We start from the raw sequence: 20912 nt of genomic DNA, 5'->3' as shown, positions 1-20912 counted from the left end.
CCGGCAGCCGAGCCCGCCGGGCCGGGCCGGGGCGGTCAGGGCTTGGTGGCGCGGTACCAGTCGGCGGCACCGGGGTGCAGCGGCAGCGGGGCGGTGGCGATGGCCGAGCGGGGACTCATCCGCCCGGCGGCCGGATGCGCGGCGGCCAACTCCTGGCGGCGCTCCATCAGCAGGCGGGTCACCTCCCGGATCAAGGGCGTCGGCAGGTCGGCCCGGACGATCAGGAAGTTCGGATTGGCCACAGTGGTCACCGGCTCGGTGCCATACACCGAGCGGGGGATGTCCCGGGTGACGTAGACCTCCGGGTTGCTCTCGCGCAGCGGCCCGGTCCACTCGCCGAGGTCGACGATCCGGGTGGCGCTGTCGCTCGCGAGTTGCTCCACCGCCCGGACGGGCAGCCCACCGGAGAAGAAGAACGCGTCGATCGTGCCGGCCCGCAGCGCCGCGACAGAGTCGTCGAGACCGAGCCGCTGCTGGATCACCTTGCCGCCGCCCAGCCGCGCCACCTCCAACAGCCGGACGGCGGTGATCTCGGTGCCGGAGCCGGGCGCGCCCACGGACACCCGCCGCCCGCGCAGGTCGGCCAGCGTGCGGACGCCGCCGCCGGCCGTGGTCACCAGGTGCAGCAGGTCGTCGTACACCCGGGCCACCGCGACCACGGACGGGTGCGCTGCCGGTGCGGCGGGCAGCACGTCGGCCTGGGTGAATCCCAGCTCGGCCGCACCCGCGCCGACCAGCCGGACGTTCTCGGCCGAGGCGGCGGTTACCACGACGCTGGCGTGGACGCCCCGCAGCTCCCGGTTGAGGATGGTGGCCAGTGACTGGCCGAAGGCGTGGTAGACCGCCGTCGGGCTGCCGGTCGCGATCCGGATCGGCACCGGCGGATCGGGAGAGTCCTGGCAGCCGGCGAGGCCGGGCAACGTCACCGCCAGCAGCAGGGCCAGCAGTGCCGGCGGGCGGGCGGAACGCGGGCGGACGCGGCGGAACCGGGTACGACTCACGGGCAGCACTCTGCGCCGCCCGGGGCCGTCACCGCAACCCACAACCCACCGGTCGGACTACGGCCCGGTCGGCGGACCGAGCAGGTTCACCCCCGATCGGGCAGTTGGGCGGTCCCCAGGGCGGTGCTGTGCAGGATCCGCTGGCGGTCCGGGCCGTCGGCGACGCAGACCAGGAAACATCCGGTGCCCGGGCGCAGCAGCGCCGGAACGTCCAGCAGGGCGGCCCCGCGTACCAGGATGGCGGCCAGTTCCCGGTCGGTGATGCGGACGCCGAGGATGTGCCGGCGGACGTGGCGCCCCCCGGCGAGCAGGGCGGCCCGCCAGGCGGCGGCGGCCAACCGGGGGCGCCACGCCCGCCGCACTGTCGACGCGCCGGGGACCGGCCCACCCAGCAGCTCGCGCCGGCCCTGCCGCCAGCCCGTCTCCAGCAACCTGGCGTACGCGGGCCGGTGCTGGCGCGGCACGGAGAGCCGGTGCAGCTCGTACCGGCGGCGCAGCCCGCCGACGGTCATCTCGTGCTCGTTCGGGACGTCCAGCCGGCCGAGCAGCTGCCGCATCCGCTGCGCCGCGTCCTCCCGGTTGAACTCCACCGACGCGGGACGGTGCTCGGCCGGCCGGCGGGTGCCGGCGACGGTCGGCGGGGGCGTGCAGCGCAGCAGGCAGGCGGCCTCGAACGCGTCGGCCAGGGTCGACCAGTCCATCGGCGGCGGGGCCGGGGGCGAGGTCGGGCACGGCCGTTCGAGCAGGATCTGTTCGGGAGCCAACTCAGGCACTCCTTGTCGGCGTCGGGGTGCCCTCTACCGTGGCCCTTCGACGCCGACGAAGAAACCGATCCGCCCCAGGCTTGAGGAAATCTTGCGGCAGTCCTACAGCTCCGTGACGATTACGTCGACCAGGCGTGGTCGACCTCGCGGCCCGGGCTGCTCCAGCACCTCGTACTTCAGGTCGCGCAGCGCGGTCAGCAGCCCGTCGACGGTCCGGGGCCGGGCGCCGGCGGTCAACAGGTCGCGGACCAGCCGGCCCTTGGTCGCCTTGTTGAAGTGGCTCACCACCGACCGGACGGGCACGCCGTCGACCTCGCGTTCGTGCAACACCCGGACGGTCACGGTGCGGTCGGCCACCTCGCCCCGGGGCGCCCAGGTGGCCGCGTACGCGCCGGAGCGCAGGTCGAGCACGGGCCCGTCGCCGGCCGCGGCGGCCATCGCCGGCGCGAGCGCCCGCCGCCAGTACGCCGACAGCGCGCCGAGGACCGGCAGCCTCGCCCCGATCGGGCACCGGTAGGGCGGGATCCGGTCGGTGAGCCGGACCGCGCCCCAGAGCCCCGAGCTGATCAGCACCGACCGGCGGGCCGCCCGCTGCGCCGCCGCCGGCAGCACGGCGAGGCCGAGCGCCTCGTAGAGCACGCCGGTGTAGACGCTGCCGGCAGGCGCGGTGGCCGCCACCCGCAGCCGGGCGTTGCGCCGCAGCTCGCCGCGTTGGCCCTCGCTCAGCCCCAGCGCCGCCCGGGCCGCCTCCCCGTCGCCGTCGGCGCTGAGCGTCACCAGCGCCGTCAACACCTCGTCGCGGGCGCCGGTCAGCTCCGGCAGGGACAGCCGGGCGAGGTCCAGCCGCCGGCCCGTGCCGGCGTCGGCCTTGCCCTCGGAGGGCGGCAGCAGGATGAGCATCGACGGGACTCCTCGGCTCGGCTCGGCGCGGCGTCCGGGCGCCGGCCCGGCCAGCGTACGGCCGCCCCTACCGCCACGGCCGCACCGGCTCCCGTGGGTGGTACACGCGATACCCGCCCACCTCGGTGACCGGCTCGGCGTCGGCCCGTTCGCCCAGCAGTCGGCGCAGCCGCCGCTCCGCCGCCGAGTCGACCCGCACCACGTACCCGGGCCGGGCGGCCCGACCCACCTGCCGCCAGTACGCCCGGTAGCGGTTCTGCCCGGGGGTGAGGTCACCGTCGAGCACCGCGCACACCACCTCCTCCCCGGTGTTGAAGATCAGCCGGTTGCAGGTCCAGTAGTCCCCGTACACCTCGCGGGGGCCGCCCGCGCGCAGCGTGTCGGCCAGCTCGCGGGCCTGCCGCTCCTCGACCCGGGACGCCTCGGTGCCGGTCGCGGCGAACAGCACGGTGACCACCAGCGTGGTCGCGGCCAGTGCGGCGAGCACGGCGGTGGACAGCGCTCCGGCCAGCCGGCCCAGTACCCCGACCGTGCCCCGCCAGCAGGCGACGGCGGCCACCCAGAGCGGCCAGAGCACCGCCGGCAGGGAGAGCTGGAGCACCGACAGATAGCGGGCGTTGTCCAGCGGGCTGGTGGCGGCCAGCGGGCTGCGTACGTACGACAGCAGGGTCAGCGCCGCGCCTCCGACCAGCGCGAGGTGCACCACCGGGCCGACCCGCGCGCCGCGGTCGGCACCCGCGGCCCGGCGGTACGCGACGACGGCGAGCGCGGCGGCGACCGCCAGCAGCAGCGGGTAGAGCAACCCGAACCAGCCCTGCCAGCGGGCGCAGCCGTCGACCGGGCAGAGGCCGGCGGCCAGCGGCACCCCCTCCAGCAGCCCGCCGTCCAGCCGCCGCGACCACGGCGGGGTCGGCCCGGCCCGGGTGCTGATCTCGCGGAACACCGACAGCGAGTCCTCCCCGGGCGGGGCGACCAGGTTGTCGCGGATCATCGGCGCGATCCCGAGGGTGAACCCGGCCAGCAGCAGCACCCCGGCCCAACCGAGCAGCTCCCGGCGGGCCACCCACACCAGCACCAGCGCGGCCACCAGCAGGTAGGGCAGGATCAGCCAGTCCGACCAGGCCGACACCCCGGCGAGCAGGCCGAAGAGCCCGACGGCCAGCCGGCGGTGCCGCACCGCCCCCCGGGCGAGCCCCACCGCGATCAGCAGCATCAGCAGCACCGCCGCCTTGACCTCCGGACGGCCGCCGACCACGGTGAGCTGGTCCCGGACCACCCGTTCCCCGCCGAGCGCCAGCAGGCCGACGATCGCGGTGGCGAACCAGGGCGAGGCGATCCGCCGGGTCAGCCGGTGGATCAGCCAGAGGAAGACGGCGTAGAGCAGCAGCAGCGGCAGGCGCAGCAGCGGCCAGCTCGGCCCCGCCACCGCGATCAGCGGCGCGGCCAGGTACGACTCCAGCACCCCCATGTAGCGCTGGCCGTAGAGGAAGACGGGCCACTCGCGGCCCTGCGCGATGTGCAGCGCGGCCAGCCCGAAGGTGGCCTCGTCGCTGTTGGAGACGGGCACCGTGTGCAGGGTCAGCACCAGCCGGTAGCCGACCCCGACGAGCCCGAACAGCAGCGCCACGAGCGCCGGCCGGTCGAGCTGCGGGCGCCACCGCCCACGCCTGCGTACTGGTTGCGACACGACCAACGCCCCCGTCGTCGTCCCGACCGGAGTGTTTCACGGGGCCGGGGCGGGGCGGGGCGGATCGGCGCAGCCCGTTGCCGGGAAGATCGCCTCGCGTGGCCGAGGTGGCCGGGTTGTGGCAGGGTTGCTGACGTGCCACCCACTCCCGCTGGCCAACTGGCCGTACCGAACCTGCACCGGGCCGCGCGGATCGAGGACGCCGTGCACTCGCTGGTCGAGCGTCGGCTGCGGCGCACCGGCTGGCGGACGAACATCGTCGCGTACACCGGTTACGGCGCGCCCGGCTGGGTACGGGTGATGTGCCGGGTGCTGCTCGGGCGGCTGGACACCCGCCAGCGGGGCCGGCTGGAGAAGGTACGCGGATGGCGCAGCTTCACCACGCTGCCGGCCAAGCACGTCACCGTGCACATCGAGGCCGGCGGGGTGGCTCACGAGGCGCGGGCCGACCGCAGCGGGTTCGTCGACGTCGTCGTGGCGGCGGACCTGCCGCCCGGTTGGGGCTCGGTGCGGATCAGCCTGCCGGACGCCGAGCCGGTCGAGGCGCCGGTGCGCATCCTCGACCCGGAGGTGCGCTTCGGCGTCCTCTCCGACATCGACGACACGGTGATGGTCACGGCGCTGCCCCGCCCGCTGCTGGCGGCCTGGAACACGTTCGTCCTCGACGAGCACGCCCGCAACGCGGTGCCCGGCATGGCGGTGCTCTACGAGCGGCTGGTCACCGCGCACCCCGGCGCCCCGGTCTTCTACCTCTCCACCGGCGCGTGGAACGTGGCGCCGACGCTGACCCGGTTCCTGTCCCGGCACCTCTACCCGGCCGGGCCGCTGCTGCTGACCGACTGGGGGCCGACCGCCGACCGCTGGTTCCGCAGCGGGCGGGAGCACAAGCGGGTCACCCTGGCCCGGCTGGCGCGGGAGTTTCCCGGCGTGAAGTGGCTGCTGGTCGGCGACGACGGGCAGCACGACCAGGAGATCTACCGCGAGTTCGCGGCGGCCCACCCGCAGAACGTGGCCGGGGTGGCGATCCGCCGGCTCTCGCCCACCCAGGCGGTGCTGGCCGGTAGCCTGCCCGCCCCGGCCGGGGAGTCGTCGGCGGGGCCGGTGGGGCAGAAGTGGCTCTCCGCGCCCGACGGCGCCGGCCTGTGGAAACTGCTGCGCGACGCCCGCCTGGTCTGACGCCACACCGATCGCGGGATCTGGCGTGTCAGGGATCCGGTGGTGCGCCGCCAGCCGCCTGCCGATCGGCAGGCGCCGGGTGCGGCGGCTGAGACAGCTCAGGACGCCGCGGCAGGCCCACACCCGCAACGGCGCCCGGGCCGCGCCCCCGGTCGGCCGTGGGTCAGGACGCCGCGGCGGGCCTTCTGCCGGGAGCGGCCGAGGTGGCGCCGGGAGTGGGCCGGCGGGTCAGGACCTGGGGGCCGGCGGCCGTGATGGCGACGGTGTGTTCGGAGTGGGCGGTGCGGGAGCCGTCGGCGGAGCGGATCGTCCAGCCGTCCTTGTCGAACTTGATCTTGTCGGTCGAGCGGCAGAACCAGGGCTCGATGGCGATGGTCAGGCCGGGGGCGAGTTTCATGCCGCGGCGAGCGCGGCCGTCGTTGGAGACGTGCGGAGCCTCGTGCATGGTGCGACCGATGCCGTGGCCGCCGAACTCGGCGTTGACGCCGTAGCCGTAGGAGCGGGCGACCTCGCCGATCGCGGCGGAGATGTCGCCGAGGCGACCGCCGGGCTGGGCGGCGGCGATGGCGGCCTCCAGTGCGACCTCGGTGGCCTCGATCAGCTTCAGGTCGGCCGGGTCGGGAGTGCCGACGACGACCGAGAGCGCGGAGTCGGCGACCCAGCCGTCGATGCCGACAGCCATGTCGATGCTGAGCAGGTCACCGTCCCGCAGGACATAGTCGTGCGGCAGGCCGTGCAGCACCGCGTCGTTGACCGACAGGCACAGCACGTTGCGGAACGGGCCGCGGCCGAACGAGGGAGCGTAGTCCCAGTAGCAGGATTCGGCGCCGCGTTCGGTGATCCGGCGGCGGGCGTGGTGTTCGAGGTCCATCAGGTTGACGCCGACCGCGGCGGCGCCGCTCAGCTCGGCGAGCAGTTCGCCGACGAACTGGCCGGTCACCGACATGCGGCCGATCTCCTCGGCGGACTTGAGCTCGATCACGACAGCCTCCCTCTCCCGTTGCGGTATTTTAATACCGGGATTTTTATACCACGCCGGGTGCGGCGCTCCGGAGGGATATCCTGCTGGCATGGTTCGCCAACCACTCACCGCCGAACAGATCGCAGCGGGCCAGCGTCTCGGAGCAGCCCTCCGGGCCGCGCGGGCCGGCCGCAGCCTCGTCGAGGTGGCCCTGTCAGCCGGCATCTCCCCCGAGACGCTGCGCAAGATCGAGGCGGGCCGCCTTCCCGCACCGGCGTTCGGCACTGTGGTCTGCCTCAGCCAGGCCCTCGACGTCCCCCTCGGCGACCTGGCCGAAGTCTGGCTGGCCGACATGTCCATCCGCCAGGCGTCCTGACGGCCAGCCGCCCGGGAAGCGGGCGGGCGTGGGCGTCGCCGATCATGCGTCAGGTGGTGAATTCGACGTCGCCCAGGGGGACAGCGCGGTACGCGGCGAGGCGTTCAGCCTGTTCGACGATGTTGTCGCGCGTGGTGGCCGGCAGCTTCTGCCACGGCTGGACGGCGACCTTCAACGTCCTGCCGGACCTGCGGGGACGCCAGGTGCCGACCAGTGCACCGTCGGCCAGGACGGCGCCGGGGCGGCCCAGCACCGGCCACAACTCCTTGGCGTGGGCCGGGTCCGGCACCAGCGTTGCCCGGTCCCTGGCCTGCAGGAAGAGGTCGAACGGGCCGAGCAGCCGGGTTCCGTTTGCCTCGGCCGATTCCAGCGCCGGTTGGTCGGCGGCCAGGAGCGAGCGTGCCTCGCCACCGACCGTCACCTCGATCACATCTGCGGGCCAGCGCGCCTTCACCTCCTTGACCGGCGCGTCGAGGTAGTCGGCCACGTGTCTGGGGGTGGCCGGGCCGAGCAGGCGAAGGTACGTGCGGACGAGGTCGAACCTGTCGCCCGGGGCGGCGGCCTTCTCGAACTTCGCGATGCGTTGCAAAATTGGCGGCGACGTGTCCAGCCGCAGCTCCAGCCCGGCCCGAACGGCGGCCAACCGGAACGGCATCTCGTAGAGGTGGGTGGCGTCGCACGGCCGACAGGACCGCAGGTACGGCTCGGGCATCACCTCGGCCAGGCGCCCGGAGACGTCCCCCTTGACCATCGGCTCGGTGACGATGGCTCGCATCTGGGCGGCCACCTCGTCGAGGGCGGCCAGGATGCCGATGCCAGCCGCCTTCAACGGCTTGGCGGCGTCGTAGATGCGCTTGCCGGCGTCAGCGTCCGAGAACGGCTCGACCGCGGCCGCCACCTTCCCCACGTCAGCGCGACGGTAGAGGTGAGGGGCACCTCGCACGGTCCAGAGCAGGATCACATCCGCCACGGACAACGCCGCCACATCGACCCCGCGAATGGCCAGCGCCCACCTGCCGCCGTCAGGACCGGTCTCCTGCGCCCCGATGTCAAGCACCGCGGTGTCTCCGAGCGTGCCCTCGACCCGGTCAAGCTGCTGTGCCTGAACGCGGAAGTTCATCACCTGACGCGGATCAACCATCCCCACACCCTAGGCAGCGACCCCGACAGACACGCCGCGGCAGCCAGGGGACCGACCCCGGCCTCTCGACCGACGGCGTCCGCTCGTCCGCGCAGGTGACCAAGCGGTGCCGTCGAACCGGTCGGGTCTTCAGTGAGCGCGTAGGACGTGCTCGAGCCGCTGTTCGAGTCGGCCGCGAGCGAGGCCGTCACTGATGTCCAGCCCGGAGTCGCGCCATGGCTGGACGACCTTCGCCGGGTCCGGCAGATAGCCGACGATGTCCATGACGTTCCAGTACCGGAACTCGTCCCCGTCGTGACGGCCACCGGTCCGGCGCCGGTACGCGTCCGTGAATCTGGCCCCGGCCTCGACGCCGTGCAACATGGCCAGATAGGTCGCGGCATGCGCGACGTCCAGGGTCGCCGGTCCCCACGACGTCTCGACCCAGTCCACCACGCCGCTGACCCGCCCATGCGACCACAGCAGATTCCCCAGGTGGAAGTCCCGGTGCAGGAACGTGCCGGTATGGGCCGGCACGGGTTGCTCCAGCACTTCGAACGCCTGATGCCATAGCTGTCGCCGCTGCGCCCACGGCGGCACGAATCGTTTGCCCGGCGCCGCCCACGACTGGTACGGCCGTGGCCTGTCCCGCCCGGGCGCGAACTGATGGATGCCTACGAGAACCTGCGCCACTTCCTCCAGGATGCCGTCCGCGGCAGAGGTCAAGCACAGCCGTCCGGGCAGCCAGGACATGAGGTGGGCCGGTGCCCCGGCGGTGTCCCCGGACAGGTCGAGGGCGATACTCCGGGGCACCGGGATCGATGTCCGTTGCAGTTGCTGCTGGACAGCGGCCTCTCTGGAAAGCAGGCCGGCAGCGTGTCGGCGCCACGGCTCCTTCGCCATCAGCCGGAGCACGGCCTGTTCGCCGTCGTGCCCGGTCAAGCCCAGCATGGTGGACGTCCAACCACCTGTGAGGCGCCGCACCCTGGTGATCCGACGCTGCCAGGCCGACTCGACCCAGCGAATCCCGACCTCGATCGCACTGCCCACGACCACCACTCTGTCATCGGCACGATCGGACGTGCAGCCTCCGCGAGAGTCGGTCGCGGCGGCTGGCGCCCGGTCGGCGGGGCATGTGGGTGTTGCGATCGTGGTTTCCTTGTCAGGTGACCCCACCTCTCCCGGCGCCGACGACGGATGTCGAGGCGCGGCTGTCGCAGGAGTGGAACGTCTGGCTGTGTACGCTGCGGCGCGACGGCTCCCCGCACCTGACTCCGGTCTGGTTCGTCTACGCCGCCGGGACCTGGTGGATCTGCTGCGAGAGCCGCAGCGTCAAGGCCCGCAACGTCGTGGCTGACCCGCGGGTGTCCCTGGCTCTGGAAGGCGGGGACGCTCCCGTCGTGGCAGAGGGCGTCGCCAGGGCGCACCGGAGCGGGTTCCCGAGCACGGTTGTCGAGGCGTTCGCGAGCAAGTACGACGGCTGGGACATCTCCACGCAGGTCAGTCCGGGAAACGGCCGGCTGCTGCTCGAGATTCCCGTCCGGCGCTGGCTGCTCGCCGGCACGGCACAGTAAGCCGTTTCGATCCTCCATGGACTGTGAGGATCCGGGGCCATCGCCATGCTGAAGCCCCGGGCCGCCCTACAGTGGGACGACATGGGGATGTACGCGTCGGCCCGTGGCTGGCTGCAGATCGACTTCAAGCGGCGCAGCACTGCTGAGGAGATCGTCCGGCGGCACCATCACGATCTCTACTCCGGCGGGTGGGCGTTCCCGGAAGCGCCGTTCAACTGGACGCTGTACCTCTTCTACGGTGGTGACATCCGCGAGGCGGAGGTGCCCTGGCTCCGAGAACAGGTCACCGAGTTGGCCGCGATGCCACCGGTCGACGATGACGGTGATCGACCTGCCGGCTTGTTCCTGATCACCGACGAACGCGGCGGGGCCGCCAGCTGGCAGGTCCGTGACGGGGGCGTGGACGAACGGCCGGCGACGTTCCTGGCGTGGCTCGGTGAGTAGTCCACCGTCGGCAGAAACTCCCGGGACGCACCCGCTCGTTCAGCAGGACATTGAGCCGCAAGCGCATGTCCGCGCGGCCAGGTTGCGCCGGAGTCCGCGGCGCATTCTGCGGGAAGCACCGGGCTGCGTAGCGAGGGTGAGGATCTCCTCGGCGGCCAACTCGGGGCGTTTCGCCAGGGCGAGGGCCGCGGCATACGGCCTGCCGCCAGGTTGTCGCAACAATGCCCGCGTTTCTCCCAGGACCCGTAGCAGCACCATCCGGTCGGCGTTCGGATGACGGGCGATCGTCGCCAGCAGACAGCGGCGATCCCAGCCGCCGAGATCCTCGGTCGACAGCGTGGCCAGGGTATGGGCGTCCGCGAGCGGGTGTTCGGCGACAGCCATACGCACGAACGAGTACGGGCTGGCGGCCAGGGTGCACAGCACCTCTCGGTCGACCCGTGGATCCGCGATGAGATCGAGGTAATCGCGCGGCGAACGCGAGCGTGGCAACAGCTTGCTGATGTCCACCACCGCACCATCGTGGCAGCCGTCACCAGCACACGCGACGAGATATCCGCGGATGGGCCTTTTCCGTGACGGCAGGCCCATTCGCCAGCGCCGCTGACCTCGCTGCAGTTGCGGTGCCCGTACGCCAGTTGATGTCCGCACGCAGGCGAGCGTTGCGATCGACGATCAGTGTGAACGCCCAAGGCTCCTGCCCGTCCGGCCCGGACCAGGCGCGACCGCGAATTCTGGGCTGCGGTGGTAGCAAGTCGTATCGCTCGGTGACCGGCCCGTCACACCAGTGCCGGCGAAGCTGCTGGTCATCGAAACCTTGGAACTTTGCGTAGATGCGGAACTTTAGCCGAACCCAATAGTCGTCAAGTTCCAACATGGACAAGCCCTTCTCGTTCGTCACCGTCGGCGGCAGATCCGGGTGCTCCCGGTAACTGGATAGACCAACGCAGTGGAGCGGTCGATCGGCTTCCCAGGGTCCGACGTGATCTGCATCCACGACGCCCGGCGTGACATGCTTCCGCGATGCAGACTGAGGATCTGGTTCGCGCCCGGATTCGCGATGTGCTCGCCGTTCCCGGCATCAACGGGCTCGTGGCCGCCTATTTCAGTCACGACGGACCGTTCGCCGGTACGTCGTTCGATCTGGTCGGTGAGAACCCACGGGACGTGCTGACCCTCGACGACCTGCTCGCAACCACACTGCTGGACATCTCCTGGCGCCCGCTCGCCATCCGCACGCTCCTCGCCAAAGGCGACCATGTCAGCGCCGCGCTCGCTGCGATCCGCGTCGACCTGGATCTGTGGAACGCAGATCATCACGACCTTCAGCCAGTAGTGGTACTGCATCGGTGGCTCGACGACCTGCCGGGGGTCGGTCCAGTGATCGCGAGCAAATTCCTTGCCCGCAAACGGCCGCGGCTTGTGCCCGTCCATGACGGAATCGTGCTTCGTGTGCTCGGCGCGCCGAAGGAGCAGCTCTGGGTGACGCTAGCAACCGCGCTGAAGGAATCCGCCCTTCGTGATGAGATCGAAGGGCTCCGCCCAGCAGGCGTGGACTCACCCAGCCTGCTACGCCTGCTCGACGTCGCGATCTGGACCCGCCACAGCCGTTCGCGTAACGCCCGCGATGCCCGCAGGGTGGTCGGGGTGCCCGAACCTGGCGAGCCATCACCCGGGAAGTCGCCGCGGCGTATGTCGGCTACGCCTGGGACAGCCGGCTGAACCGGGCGGTCGCACGACTGGCCGGCACCGTAGTCAACACCAGCCCGCGGCCACGGGCGACCCGCAGACGTCGCCGGTGCGGTCAGTGCCCTTCGGCGTAGTGGGAATGCACGGCGGGTTGTCCCGTGTAGTTGGCGCCGGCGCGATCGTCGGCGCCAAGGTAGCTGTACGGGAGGCGGACCTCACGGCGGCCGGTGCAGCCGATCCGGCGGCGACGGGGGTCGTAGGAGAATCCGGCGGCGCGGAGTCGGGCGGTGAGGCGCCGCCCAGCGGGTCGCCCGTCAGGAAGCCGGATGCTGGACAGGTCCAGGTCGGCCACGAGCCGGCCGGTGGGAGTCAGCCAGCCGGCCGCCCGGGTCAGGACGGCGAGTTTGTCCCCGACGTAGTGCAGTCCGTGCAGACAGGTGATCAGGTCGAACGTCCGCGTTGGTGCCCAGGTGGCGACGGAGGCGCAGATCAGCTCCAGGTTCAGGGGTGGTGCCGGTGCGGGATCGAAGGCGTCGACCAGGTCGACCCCGACGAGGAGTGTCCGCTCGGCCAGCCCTGCCAGGCGCAACTCCCCGGCAGCCTGGATCAGTGCCCGACCAGTGCCACAGCACAGATCCAACCAGCCGGCGGCTGCCGAATGTTCGGCCCGACCGTCGCCGGCAAGACCGGCGACGAGAACGTCCACAGGGTTGAACCCCAGCTCCCGGGTGTAGCTGTTCACCCCGGACAGCTGCCGTTCGCGGTTCATGGTGCAGTTGGCCACCACCGCCGACTGTTCCAGGACGTCGTTGCCAAGCAGTTCGAGACTGGCGCGTTGGTCGGACACGGCAACATCGTCCCAGGGACAGCTCCGCAGAACGAACCCCCGACCAGCGGCGGGAGCGTGCATGACCCTGGCCGACCGGCCGGGCGTGGATCACGCCGGATCGGTCTCTCGGCCGCACGCCGCGCGCGACCGGTCTTCTTTCCGTCCTGCCAGGATGATGAGTGCGCCAGAGACGATGCCCGCGAAGTACGGGGACGGCACGAGCAGGACGCCGCCGACGAAACACCATGCCGCGAGGCCCCAGCCGAATCCGGCGGGCATGGTCATCCCGCGTCTGGCGAGGTGCCACGTCAGGTAGCCCAGGAGTATCAGGGGTACGGCGAAGCCTCCCGGGCCGGCCCAGAAGGTGAGCTCATTCTGAAGGGACTCCACCGTCTGATCGGCGCCGCTGTCGGTCACCGCGAGCGGGACGGCTGCCCACATCCCCCGATCCACCCAGCCGGTGATGTCCTCCCAGGCGACAAGCGTCAGCAACACCAGGTGCCCTGTCCCCAGTGCGAGCATGATGCCGCTCGCCCAGCGCAGCAGCCGGTTACCAGAGTCCACCGTCAGCCCCGTTCACCGTGCTGCGTTGCGCGACTGCTGTGGTCGCGCCAGGCTCGTTCCCACTGCCGGGCCAGGGCTGGGTAGACGATGACGTGTCGGAAGGGCGCGATGGCGGCCATGTAGAGCCGCCCGAACCATCCGTTGGGCTTGACGAGGACGGCCATCCGTAGCTCGTAGTCACCGTTGATTCCCTGCACCCAGCCGAGGTGCATCACCGTGTGCACGGTCTTGTTCGCCAGTTCCCGAGCGGACTCCAGGGAAAGCTCGTAGACCCCTTTGAGGGGCATGTTGTCGTTGTCCTCGCCCCTGGGGGCCTCGCCGAGGTCGCGGGGCAGCCGGTCACGGAGCGAGGCGACCCGTACGCCGACACCGGCCGTGGGGTTGTCCCAACCGAGGAGTGCGCCGAGCTTCCACCGGACGGCGAACAGGAACCGCACCGGCCAGGCCTGTCTCGCGAACCCGCCGGCCGTCCGCATCGCTGTCAGCATGATCGGGAAGTCGTCAAGCCCGGCCCCGGGGGTACGGAACGCCCACACGTCCTCGACAGTGAAGTCAGCGGTGACTTCGTGGACGCGCCACGGAATGCCGGTGTGCGCAGTGTGGGGAAGTCTCACGGGTGCGTCCTCCCGAAGCTCTCGTCACCTCGCTGATCCCGCAAGATGATCTCCTGTGTTGGCCAGCATAGGATATGCTGTCTAGCATAGAGGGGGTGGCGTGACAACACGACGGGAGCAGATCAGCGGAGAGAGCCGCGAGCTGATCCTCACCGCGGCGGCAGAGCTGTTCGCGACCAAGGGCTACCGGCAGACGACGTTCGCCGATGTGGCCGAGCGGTCCGGGATCAGCCGGGGGTCCATTCCATGGCACTTCGGCAGCAAGGAAGGCCTGCTCATGGCGGTGCTCGAACGGTCGGTGGACCTGGTCCGCACGAGCCTCGACGACGCGCCCGGCCCGGGCGTGGAGACGGGGCTGGACCACATGCTGAAAGGGCTCGACACGCTGTTCGCGCAGCCCACCACCAAACTGTTCGTCACGCTGCTGGTCGAGGCGCTGGAGCCGGACTCGCCCATCCACGACCGCTACGTCGAGATCCACGACACCCTGCGCGGCCACTGCAAGCGCTGGCTGGACCGATTCGCGCCGACAGTTGCCTTGTCCACCGACGCGCTGGCGGTCGCGATCGTCGGGGCGGGGATCGGCATCCACCAGCAGTGGTTGGTGGCGCCCGACCGCGTCGACATCGGCCAGTCGTTGGCCGCGTTACGCGCACTGGTCGCGGGGATCGTGCCGGTAACCCGGACATGACCGACCGCCGCGCGGGCAACGGTGGCGCCCAGAACGAGGTGATTGGCCGGTGCGGCACCAGTCATACGTCACCGTGGCGCCAGCGGGGTGATGCACGGCAGTTTGAAGACCATGGGAGACACGGCATGCGCGGGGCCGCCGAGATCGTGGAACCACGTCGGCCCCGGTGGGCTGGATGATGAACGACTGGTGGAACGGCTCCACTGGTCAGCTTGCGGTCTGCTCGCGCAGCACCCTGGTGGAGTTGGCGGCGGTGCTACCGGCAACGGGCAGGTTCGTCGTCGCCCGGCTTGACGCAACGAGGATGCCGGATGCCGACCACGCCTTCTACGAGCTCTCCGACGCGCTGCTCTTTCCTGGCTACTTCGGCTGGAACTGGGACGCGTTGTCCGACTGTCTCCGGGATCTGAACTGGTTGCCCGCGGACGGCTATCTGATCGTCGTCGAGAACGCGCCCCGGTTGCTGTCGAGCAGTGCCGAGGATCAGCGCACGATGTTCCGGATCCTGTCCCGGGTCGTTCGGCACTGGGCTGACCCGCTCGGCAGACCGGACGGCAGGGGCGTCCCGTTCAAGGTGCTGCTGCTGTGCGACCGCGACGAGGAGGCGGTGCTGTTACGGCAGGAGATCGCCTGCGCGGTCCATGGCGCGCGGTGAAATCGTCGACACGTCAGGTGGACGGTTGTTGAGCCGTTGCTGCCCGCGCCGGATCGGCGTCCGGGCCGGATCACCGGCACTGATTTCGCAGAAGCTGCGGACTGGGGCGCCATGACGGGATTTGCCCGAAGGCTAGGGGCCATGGAAACCTGCCATGACCGGTTGCGGCGGTCGACGGCGGGCGGGACGTGGGGACCGGTCCTGGCCCACGCGCATGAGCCGGGTCCTGTTTTGCCGCACCCACTCGGCCTTGGTAGGAATGCACCCTCGCTTTTCGTCGGAATGGGGTAACGGTGCCAACCAGCGACTACGACAACTTCGCGGACGCCTATGCGGCGGAAAACGAGTCCGGCCTCTTCAACGCCTACTACGAGCGACCCGCGATCCTTCGCCTCGCTGGCAACGTCTCGGGCCGCCGGATCCTCGACGCGGGGTGCGGTTCCGGCCCGTTGTCAGCCGCGCTGCGCGCAAAGGGAGCCGTGGTCACCGGCTTCGACGTAAGTGCGGCCATGGTCGACCTGGCCCGCCAGAGACTGGGTGAGGACGCCGACCTGCACGTGGCGGACCTGAGCGCGCCGCTGCCGTTCGCAGACGCCGAGTTCGACGACGTCGTCGCATCCCTGGTCCTGCACTACCTGGAGGACTGGTCCGGCCCCCTCGCCGAGTTGCGTCGCGTGCTGAAGCCAGGCGGTCGCCTGCTGCTCTCGGTCAACCACCCCGCCGGCTATCTCGTCGAGTATCCCGAGGCCGACTACTTCGCGCTGACGAAGTACTCCGAGGACTACGTCATGGACGGCCGGACTGTGTGGCTGACCTTCTGGCACCGGCCGCTGCATGCCATGGCAGATGCTTTTGCTGCTGCGGGGTTCCGCATCACGACGATCAGCGAGCCGCCCCCTTCTCCGGACACTCCTGCGGAGCTGCTTCCCCCCGACTTGGGCTCCGGGTCCTTCGTAGGTTTCCTCTTCTTCGTCCTCGAGTCCGCCTGAAGGAAACTCCGGGCAGACCAGGGGATATGTTTTCACGGCCAGACGGCCGGACCTACGCCGGCGAAGGCAATCTGGCCTGGCTTAGTAGATGATCGACAGGACCGCCCTCGGCCTGCCTTGTCGTCCAGGGACGGTTCGGTTCAGTTTCCGCCTCGTCGGGCGTGGTGAGCTGACAGACAAGGCTGGGGCGGTGATCGAGACGTTGCTGCCGCGCTCGGACGGGCGTAACGGCAGGGGCGCGACAACCGCCAGGTCAGCAACGGAATCCTGTGGAAGTTGCGGACCGGCACGCCTTGGCGTGACCTGCTCGGTCGCCCGACCACCCGCCCTCGGCGGTGTTGCGAGCCCAGGCTATGGGCCGGGATATTCGGCGTGCACCTCGCCGCCGAACAGCCGCCAGTAGAAATCGTTCATCCGTGCCGCTGCGGGAGCGTGTCGGGCGAGGATCTTCGCCACGGTCACGGGCACGCCGTGCGGGATGTTGCCGCTCGCGCATCGGTGCACGTACTCGTTGCGGGCGACGGGGCCGCCGCTGGCCGGCACCGGCACTCCGCACACGGTGGTGACCAGCCAGTTCACCAGCCCCATCGCCGCGTACCCGGCATCGTGGTCGACGTGGTACCCGACGAAGTCGCGTTCAGCGTCAGAGAGGTCGAATCGGGGCGACGTGGCCAGCCCGAAATCGACGAGGTAGATCCGGTCACCATCGGAGCGCATGTTGCCGAAGTGCCCGTCCATATGCAGCAGGTGGCGGTCACGCAGGAACGCCACGACTTCGGACAGCTGCTGTTCGGTCGTCTCTGCTCTGCCGACCGGATCTTCGTTCAGCCAGTCAAGCAGCGGATAGGGGACGTACTCGAAAAACTGCACGAGGCTGGAGGTCGCGCCGGCCAACTCCTCGAGGCGGCTACGGACGGCCGGAGTGCCGCCGAGCCGGGCGACGGCCGCGTCGATGTCGATGTGCTCGGGCGCTGTCGGCGGACGGCCGGGTAGCACCCGCCAGTGGTGCAGCAGTGGAAACGAGCCCGTGTCACCGGCCAGGACTCCCTCGGTGACAATCAGGTTCGCCGCCAGCTCACGCCACACGCCGAAACTCGGCCCGCCGATGCCGTACTGACAGTAGGACGGCAGGTTGGACAGGTTCCCCGTGCTGTGGGGGTGGGCCAGCTCCCGGTCGGTGATCGGGATCCGTTTGGCGAGTACTGGCACGCCGTCGATGTCAAGCGTGACGCAGCCCCCGCCCACTCCTACGGCGATGGCGGGCGCGATGCCGAGAAGCGCCGCCAACTCGGCGTCGCTGCGGGCCGCGAGCGAGGCGGAGATGCGGTCATGGCGGGCACGCCGGGCGGCCAACATCTCGCCCATCATGCCAGCAGGCTGTGACCCCTCCACCGCAGCCAGTCGGTCATCGGGCTCTCGGTACCAGATCCGTTGCCAGCGGTCCTCCGCCGCTGTCGTGGACTCGGCGCGTCTGCGGTGTCGCTTTCTGTTCGCGGACTAGCCGCCCCCAACCACCCGTTGATTGCGGGTGCCACGGTGGCAGGTACGTCCCGGTTCGACCAGGTGGGAACACAGCGTGCACCACAGTGCGGGTACCGTCTCGTGGACTGTTGCGCTGAAGACGACCGGGTTTGCGTCGGCGGCCTGCGCCGGTGTCCGAGTGAAGTACCGCATGGTCCACTCGTCTTGGTCATGTGGCCAGGCGCTTAGCTGCGCCTGGACGGCGACGCCGGTGTCCTCGTCCAGCCACCAAAGCTCGGTCGGGCCGGTCGCCTCGGGTACGCATTGCGGTAGACGTCGCTCGTCCAGTACAGGAACGACGTCACGCGGCGTGTAGCAGGTGAAGGTCCGGTGGAACCAGCCACTGACCGTCACGAGCAGGGCGTGGCGCTCCAGACGCTGATCGACGGAGCGGTCAATCACGCGGTAAGACCACTGGCCGGGTCCCATAGCAGTGCGGCCGTCGGCAAGAACGTCGACGCCCCAGGTCCAGTCGCCGTCCAGGATGCCCGTGAAGGCCAGCCCGAGCGGACTGCGATGAGCCACCACATCACCGTCGAGTCCGTATTCCATACCATTGGAGCCGATGACCGGGTACCAAAGGCCCCCGTAGCGCTCCTCGAACCTGATCATCGCTTCGACCAGATCGTAGGGCGCCGCCTCGATCCGGTCGTTGACGCGGAGAACGGCCATCGAGCGGATGTCGGAAGCGGCCATGCACTGCATCCGGCGGGACCGCCGCGCGAGAACTGCCCGGGCACGTCCAGACAGGCTCGGATCGTCAAGAACGTATGCCCGCCAACCTACCACCGACTCCCGCCAACAAGCCCGGCTCGCCGCGTTGATCGGCAAGTGTGAGGCTGAAGGATCCTCTGGAGGGCCTCTGGTGGAACCAGGCACGATTGCCGACGGTCCAATCTGACATGCGCGCGGTCGTCTCCCTGAGTTCCGTCCTGTTGGGCCTGTTCGTCGGCGCTCTCATGCTGCGTTCCGGCTGGGAGTTGCCGGTGCGAGTCTCCTGCTCAGGCGACGCGTGCACGTCGCAGTCGTGGGTCGACGTCGACTGGAACCGCGTCAACTGGGAACTGAAGCCGGCCAGGATCACCTGCTTCGAGGCCAACCCGGCCAACCACGATGTCCTGATCGGGCCCGGCGACGAATGCGTACGGTCCCGCGGCGACGTCATTGAACACCAGGCCACCTACGAAGAACTACGTGAAGAAATCCAGCAACGGCGTACCCGGGCACTTGCGTTCGCCGGCGCCGCGATCGCGCTACCACCGATCCTCGTCGAGGTGTGGTGGCGGGTTCGCCGCAGGCCGGCACCGACGGCACATTGACCCCTCGCTCCTTGCGCCGACCGTCGAGATCCAATATCGGCCGGCCGGTCAGGCTGGCGGATCATCTCGAAAGAGATGCTCTTTCACACCTCGGCCGCCCCAGCGGGTCGCAACGAGTTCGGGACGGGGGCGGGTCGGCTCGGGCACCCAGCCATGTTGTCTGGTGTCGGGCGCAGGGCAGTCCCAGTCGGCGATCAGCGCAAAAGGATCCGTGGCGCGATCAGGCTCATCGCCACACGGCTCCCGGACGACCGACGCTGGGTAGAAGCGCGTCTCCTGAGCCACCCTGCAGTCATCTGTCCGGGAGGCGACCAAGGCGCCGCAGCCTTCGCAAGCCACACACGGGTTCCACCCCACCAACGACCAGCAGCCCGTGTGAACAAGGTTGTGGACAATACGTGTCCCGCGTACGTCGCCGGGTGAGAGGACGAAGGTGCCGACGACCTGATCACGGCCGTACGCGGCCTCGTCGATCGCATAGGTGCCGGGGTCGAGGAGCGGCGGGTTCACGTGATGGCAATCCAGGAGCGACCAGTGCGGGCCCGCCGGCAGCTCCACCAACCGGACTGGGACGCTCAGCGCGTTCCCGCAGCTCGCACACCAGAATCCCTCCACTGCGGCATCATGACATCCGGGTCAGGCAAAGGCATCCGAGAATGTGAGGGAGCAGGCGTTTGCTATGACGGACCATCTCGAAGTGCTTCCCTTCCCAGCGCCCGGTCGGCGGCAGATCCGGATGGGTCAGAATGTGCCGATGACGATCTCCGCTGACGAATCCGGTCCGGTCCGGATCGTGACGGCTGTTCTTCGCGACGGCGATCGGGTGTTGCTGTGTCACCGAAGCGCCGGACGCCGTTGGTATCCCGACGTGTGGGACCTGCCGGGCGGTCACGTCGAGGAGGGAGAGGATCCGAAAGAGAGCCTCGTCCGCGAGCTTCGGGAGGAGTTGGGGATCACGGCGACGGAGCCGTCCAGCCCGCCGATGCATGAGATCCGGACCGCGACGTTCGCCATGCAGATCTGGTTGGTCGACAGGTGGACCGGAACCCCCGTCAACGCCGCGCCGGACGAGCACGACGCGGTGGCGTGGTTCGAGACGTCCGACCTGGACAGCCTGCGCCTCGCCCACGAGTCGTATCTCACGATGCTCACCGCTGTGCTGGCCGGGTGACGTCGCTCCGGATGCCAGGGGTGCGCGCTCATCGGCAGGTCCGGGATGCTGAGCCGCAACGAAGTGACCTGCGCTGCGTGACGGCCCGACGCCTGTCCTCACGCCCGATCGACGCCCGAACCGGCTGGCTGATCAAGGTATGTGCGGGACGGGACGTACCGGAGTTTCTCCGGCAAGCCCGCCGTCGTGGACAGCCTCCGCCAGGTCTGGATTACGGTAGGCGGTGGCGAGAGTGAGCCAGCTCAGAAAGCTGCCATAGCCGCCGCACATAGCCTCACCGCCGTCGCCGCCGCACAGGACCGCGGGGTCGGTGGTGGATTCGGCCCGGTACGGGTCGTCGCCGATGACCAGGCCGAACAGGTTCGGTTCTCGGATGAGGGGCACCTCGCCGTAGGGCTCGCCCTCGGGATACTCGTCACCCCGGCGGAACAGGCTGGTGGCCCTGTCGCGATCGAAGAACCCGACCCGGACGGTCCGGCCGACGTAGCTCTGTAGACCTGTGCCAGCAAAATGGGCCTCGGTGCTTCGCGCGATGTCAGCCGCGGTGCGGGCGGCGGCTCCGTCGGAAAGGTCCAACCAAGCGGACAACGTGAGGTCAGCGTGTGACACGTGGGGATTATGCCCCCGGGTCGCGCCCTACACAGGCGAGAAGCATGGCCGGCCAGACGGGGCGTGACGGAGCCTCAGGGTTCGACACCCCGGTGCGGCGGAAAGTGCACATGATCATGAAGATGTCGATTGCGGCGAGTTCGGGGGCTTGGCCTTCTGCGGATAGATCGTCTCGTGGCGGGCCAGCATGGCGACGAACTCGCCGATCTTCCGCTCGCGGGTCTGTGCCCGTTTGACGGCGTTGACGCGGTGGATGAG

Annotated in this window: 27 protein-coding genes and 2 pseudogenes; 12 read left to right on the top strand and 17 right to left on the bottom strand. The window is 70.2% G+C overall.

Features of this window, described 5'->3' with window-relative positions:
• Window positions 1–35 precede the first annotated feature (35 nt).
• The 4 genes from ABZ809_RS10075 to ABZ809_RS10060 form a co-directional block, all read right to left on the bottom strand.
• Window positions 36–1001, bottom strand: coding sequence for a TAXI family TRAP transporter solute-binding subunit (locus tag ABZ809_RS10075; protein WP_357562118.1), 966 nt, complete (start codon window positions 999–1001; stop codon window positions 36–38).
• Window positions 1002–1087: 86 nt separating this feature from the next.
• Complete coding sequence (locus ABZ809_RS10070) at window positions 1088–1702, bottom strand: hypothetical protein (RefSeq protein ID WP_357562359.1); 615 nt, start codon at window positions 1700–1702, stop codon at window positions 1088–1090.
• Window positions 1703–1867: 165 nt separating this feature from the next.
• Window positions 1868–2665: a peroxide stress protein YaaA gene (gene yaaA / locus ABZ809_RS10065; protein WP_357562117.1), complete on the bottom strand. Its 798-nt coding sequence runs from the start codon at window positions 2663–2665 to the stop codon at window positions 1868–1870.
• A gap of 67 nt (window positions 2666–2732) precedes the next feature.
• Window positions 2733–4352 carry a hypothetical protein gene (locus ABZ809_RS10060; protein WP_357562116.1) on the bottom strand — a complete coding sequence of 540 codons (1620 nt, stop codon included), beginning with the start codon at window positions 4350–4352 and terminating at the stop codon, window positions 2733–2735.
• Between the two features lie 135 nt (window positions 4353–4487).
• Here ABZ809_RS10060 and ABZ809_RS10055 point away from each other — a divergent pair, with 135 nt between their 5' ends.
• Complete coding sequence (locus tag ABZ809_RS10055; protein WP_357562115.1) at window positions 4488–5528, top strand: phosphatase domain-containing protein; 1041 nt, start codon at window positions 4488–4490, stop codon at window positions 5526–5528.
• Between the two features lie 163 nt (window positions 5529–5691).
• Here ABZ809_RS10055 and map read toward each other — a convergent pair whose 3' ends face one another.
• Window positions 5692–6510, bottom strand: coding sequence for a type I methionyl aminopeptidase (gene map / locus ABZ809_RS10050; RefSeq protein ID WP_357562114.1), 819 nt, complete (start codon window positions 6508–6510; stop codon window positions 5692–5694).
• 88 nt (window positions 6511–6598) lie between these two features.
• Between map and ABZ809_RS10045 the strand changes: the two genes are divergently transcribed.
• On the top strand, window positions 6599–6865 hold the full coding sequence (locus ABZ809_RS10045) for a helix-turn-helix transcriptional regulator (protein ID WP_357562113.1): 267 nt from the start codon (window positions 6599–6601) through the stop codon (window positions 6863–6865).
• Window positions 6866–6914: 49 nt separating this feature from the next.
• On the opposite strand, the gene ABZ809_RS10040 is transcribed toward ABZ809_RS10045, so the two are convergent.
• Together ABZ809_RS10040 and ABZ809_RS10035 are read right to left on the bottom strand one after the other, a co-directional pair.
• A complete protein-coding gene (locus ABZ809_RS10040) occupies window positions 6915–8006 on the bottom strand; it encodes a winged helix DNA-binding domain-containing protein (RefSeq protein ID WP_357562112.1) in 1092 nt (363 codons plus the stop codon).
• Window positions 8007–8135: 129 nt separating this feature from the next.
• Complete coding sequence (locus tag ABZ809_RS10035; protein ID WP_357562111.1) at window positions 8136–9035, bottom strand: aminoglycoside phosphotransferase family protein; 900 nt, start codon at window positions 9033–9035, stop codon at window positions 8136–8138.
• A 116-nt stretch (window positions 9036–9151) separates the two neighbouring features.
• On the opposite strand from ABZ809_RS10035, the gene ABZ809_RS10030 reads away from it, so the two are divergent.
• The gene (locus ABZ809_RS10030; RefSeq protein WP_357562110.1) at window positions 9152–9559 is read left to right on the top strand and encodes a pyridoxamine 5'-phosphate oxidase family protein; all 408 of its coding nucleotides are present in this window, start codon (window positions 9152–9154) and stop codon (window positions 9557–9559) included.
• A gap of 81 nt (window positions 9560–9640) precedes the next feature.
• On the top strand, window positions 9641–10003 hold the full coding sequence (locus tag ABZ809_RS10025; RefSeq protein ID WP_357562109.1) for a hypothetical protein: 363 nt from the start codon (window positions 9641–9643) through the stop codon (window positions 10001–10003).
• Window positions 10004–10042: 39 nt separating this feature from the next.
• On the opposite strand, the gene ABZ809_RS10020 is transcribed toward ABZ809_RS10025, so the two are convergent.
• Window positions 10043–10516, bottom strand: coding sequence for a hypothetical protein (locus tag ABZ809_RS10020; protein WP_357562108.1), 474 nt, complete (start codon window positions 10514–10516; stop codon window positions 10043–10045).
• A gap of 19 nt (window positions 10517–10535) precedes the next feature.
• Complete coding sequence (locus tag ABZ809_RS10015; RefSeq protein WP_357562107.1) at window positions 10536–10904, bottom strand: hypothetical protein; 369 nt, start codon at window positions 10902–10904, stop codon at window positions 10536–10538.
• Between the two features lie 122 nt (window positions 10905–11026).
• Between ABZ809_RS10015 and ABZ809_RS10010 the strand changes: the two genes are divergently transcribed.
• A complete protein-coding gene (locus ABZ809_RS10010; RefSeq protein ID WP_357562106.1) occupies window positions 11027–11725 on the top strand; it encodes a DUF6308 family protein in 699 nt (232 codons plus the stop codon).
• Window positions 11726–11807: 82 nt separating this feature from the next.
• On the opposite strand, the gene ABZ809_RS10005 is transcribed toward ABZ809_RS10010, so the two are convergent.
• From ABZ809_RS10005 to ABZ809_RS09995, 3 genes are all read right to left on the bottom strand, one after another.
• On the bottom strand, window positions 11808–12539 hold the full coding sequence (locus ABZ809_RS10005; protein WP_357562105.1) for a class I SAM-dependent methyltransferase: 732 nt from the start codon (window positions 12537–12539) through the stop codon (window positions 11808–11810).
• A 90-nt stretch (window positions 12540–12629) separates the two neighbouring features.
• Entirely contained in the window at window positions 12630–13085 is a 456-nt protein-coding gene (locus ABZ809_RS10000; RefSeq protein ID WP_357562104.1) for a DUF6463 family protein, read from the bottom strand.
• Window positions 13086–13087: 2 nt separating this feature from the next.
• Entirely contained in the window at window positions 13088–13699 is a 612-nt protein-coding gene (locus ABZ809_RS09995; protein ID WP_357562103.1) for a DUF2867 domain-containing protein, read from the bottom strand.
• Between the two features lie 100 nt (window positions 13700–13799).
• Between ABZ809_RS09995 and ABZ809_RS09990 the strand changes: the two genes are divergently transcribed.
• From ABZ809_RS09990 to ABZ809_RS09970, 5 genes and pseudogenes are all read left to right on the top strand, one after another.
• Entirely contained in the window at window positions 13800–14390 is a 591-nt protein-coding gene (locus ABZ809_RS09990; RefSeq protein WP_357562102.1) for a TetR/AcrR family transcriptional regulator, read from the top strand.
• A 175-nt stretch (window positions 14391–14565) separates the two neighbouring features.
• Window positions 14566–15045, top strand: coding sequence for a barstar family protein (locus ABZ809_RS09985; protein WP_357562101.1), 480 nt, complete (start codon window positions 14566–14568; stop codon window positions 15043–15045).
• Window positions 15032–15270, top strand: a pseudogene (locus tag ABZ809_RS09980) (transposase); the annotation flags it as partial. The gene ABZ809_RS09985 and the pseudogene ABZ809_RS09980, both read left to right, overlap by 14 nt.
• Before the next feature lie 68 nt (window positions 15271–15338).
• Window positions 15339–16034 carry a class I SAM-dependent methyltransferase gene (locus ABZ809_RS09975; RefSeq protein ID WP_357562100.1) on the top strand — a complete coding sequence of 232 codons (696 nt, stop codon included), beginning with the start codon at window positions 15339–15341 and terminating at the stop codon, window positions 16032–16034.
• A gap of 112 nt (window positions 16035–16146) precedes the next feature.
• Window positions 16147–16340, top strand: a pseudogene (locus tag ABZ809_RS09970) (transposase); the annotation flags it as partial.
• A gap of 45 nt (window positions 16341–16385) precedes the next feature.
• On the opposite strand, the gene ABZ809_RS09965 reads toward ABZ809_RS09970, so the two are convergent.
• Both ABZ809_RS09965 and ABZ809_RS09960 read right to left on the bottom strand, forming a co-directional pair.
• Window positions 16386–17402, bottom strand: a complete 1017-nt coding sequence (locus ABZ809_RS09965; RefSeq protein ID WP_357562099.1) for a serine/threonine protein phosphatase — start codon at window positions 17400–17402, stop codon at window positions 16386–16388.
• Between the two features lie 129 nt (window positions 17403–17531).
• Window positions 17532–18251, bottom strand: a complete 720-nt coding sequence (locus ABZ809_RS09960; protein WP_357562098.1) for a hypothetical protein — start codon at window positions 18249–18251, stop codon at window positions 17532–17534.
• 206 nt (window positions 18252–18457) lie between these two features.
• Here ABZ809_RS09960 and ABZ809_RS09955 point away from each other — a divergent pair, with 206 nt between their 5' ends.
• The gene (locus ABZ809_RS09955; protein WP_357562097.1) at window positions 18458–18874 is read left to right on the top strand and encodes a hypothetical protein; all 417 of its coding nucleotides are present in this window, start codon (window positions 18458–18460) and stop codon (window positions 18872–18874) included.
• Window positions 18875–18922: 48 nt separating this feature from the next.
• On the opposite strand, the gene ABZ809_RS09950 is transcribed toward ABZ809_RS09955, so the two are convergent.
• Window positions 18923–19432, bottom strand: coding sequence for a hypothetical protein (locus ABZ809_RS09950; RefSeq protein ID WP_357562096.1), 510 nt, complete (start codon window positions 19430–19432; stop codon window positions 18923–18925).
• A 196-nt stretch (window positions 19433–19628) separates the two neighbouring features.
• Here ABZ809_RS09950 and ABZ809_RS09945 point away from each other — a divergent pair, with 196 nt between their 5' ends.
• Window positions 19629–20045 carry an NUDIX domain-containing protein gene (locus ABZ809_RS09945; RefSeq protein WP_357562095.1) on the top strand — a complete coding sequence of 139 codons (417 nt, stop codon included), beginning with the start codon at window positions 19629–19631 and terminating at the stop codon, window positions 20043–20045.
• A gap of 132 nt (window positions 20046–20177) precedes the next feature.
• On the opposite strand, the gene ABZ809_RS09940 is transcribed toward ABZ809_RS09945, so the two are convergent.
• On the bottom strand, window positions 20178–20654 hold the full coding sequence (locus ABZ809_RS09940; RefSeq protein WP_357562094.1) for a hypothetical protein: 477 nt from the start codon (window positions 20652–20654) through the stop codon (window positions 20178–20180).
• A gap of 114 nt (window positions 20655–20768) precedes the next feature.
• Window positions 20769–20912, bottom strand: a 144-nt coding sequence (locus tag ABZ809_RS09935; RefSeq protein ID WP_357562358.1) for a YdeI/OmpD-associated family protein, incomplete at its 5' end; no start/stop codon positions are given.

The organism is Micromonospora sp. NPDC047074 (assembly GCF_040643815.1).
Taxonomy (GTDB): domain Bacteria; phylum Actinomycetota; class Actinomycetes; order Mycobacteriales; family Micromonosporaceae; genus Micromonospora.
This window is presented reverse-complemented; position numbering and strand designations above follow the sequence as displayed.

Bases quoted from the DNA above. Each gene is read 5' to 3' on its own strand.
- ABZ809_RS10070 (WP_357562359.1), bottom strand. From the start codon at position 1,702: ATGGACTGGTCGACCCTGGCCGACGCGTTCGAGGCCGCCTGCCTGCTG.
- yaaA (WP_357562117.1), bottom strand. From the start codon at position 2,665: ATGCTCATCCTGCTGCCGCCCTCCGAGGGCAAGGCCGACGCCGGCACG.
- ABZ809_RS10045 (WP_357562113.1), top strand. From the start codon at position 6,599: ATGGTTCGCCAACCACTCACCGCCGAACAGATCGCAGCGGGCCAGCGT.
- ABZ809_RS10040 (WP_357562112.1), bottom strand. From the start codon at position 8,006: ATGGTTGATCCGCGTCAGGTGATGAACTTCCGCGTTCAGGCACAGCAG.
- ABZ809_RS10025 (WP_357562109.1), top strand. From the start codon at position 9,641: ATGGGGATGTACGCGTCGGCCCGTGGCTGGCTGCAGATCGACTTCAAG.
- ABZ809_RS10010 (WP_357562106.1), top strand. From the start codon at position 11,027: ATGCAGACTGAGGATCTGGTTCGCGCCCGGATTCGCGATGTGCTCGCC.
- ABZ809_RS09985 (WP_357562101.1), top strand. From the start codon at position 14,566: ATGATGAACGACTGGTGGAACGGCTCCACTGGTCAGCTTGCGGTCTGC.
- ABZ809_RS09965 (WP_357562099.1), bottom strand. From the start codon at position 17,402: ATGATGGGCGAGATGTTGGCCGCCCGGCGTGCCCGCCATGACCGCATC.
- ABZ809_RS09960 (WP_357562098.1), bottom strand. From the start codon at position 18,251: ATGGCCGCTTCCGACATCCGCTCGATGGCCGTTCTCCGCGTCAACGAC.
- ABZ809_RS09955 (WP_357562097.1), top strand. From the start codon at position 18,458: ATGCGCGCGGTCGTCTCCCTGAGTTCCGTCCTGTTGGGCCTGTTCGTC.
- ABZ809_RS09945 (WP_357562095.1), top strand. From the start codon at position 19,629: ATGACGATCTCCGCTGACGAATCCGGTCCGGTCCGGATCGTGACGGCT.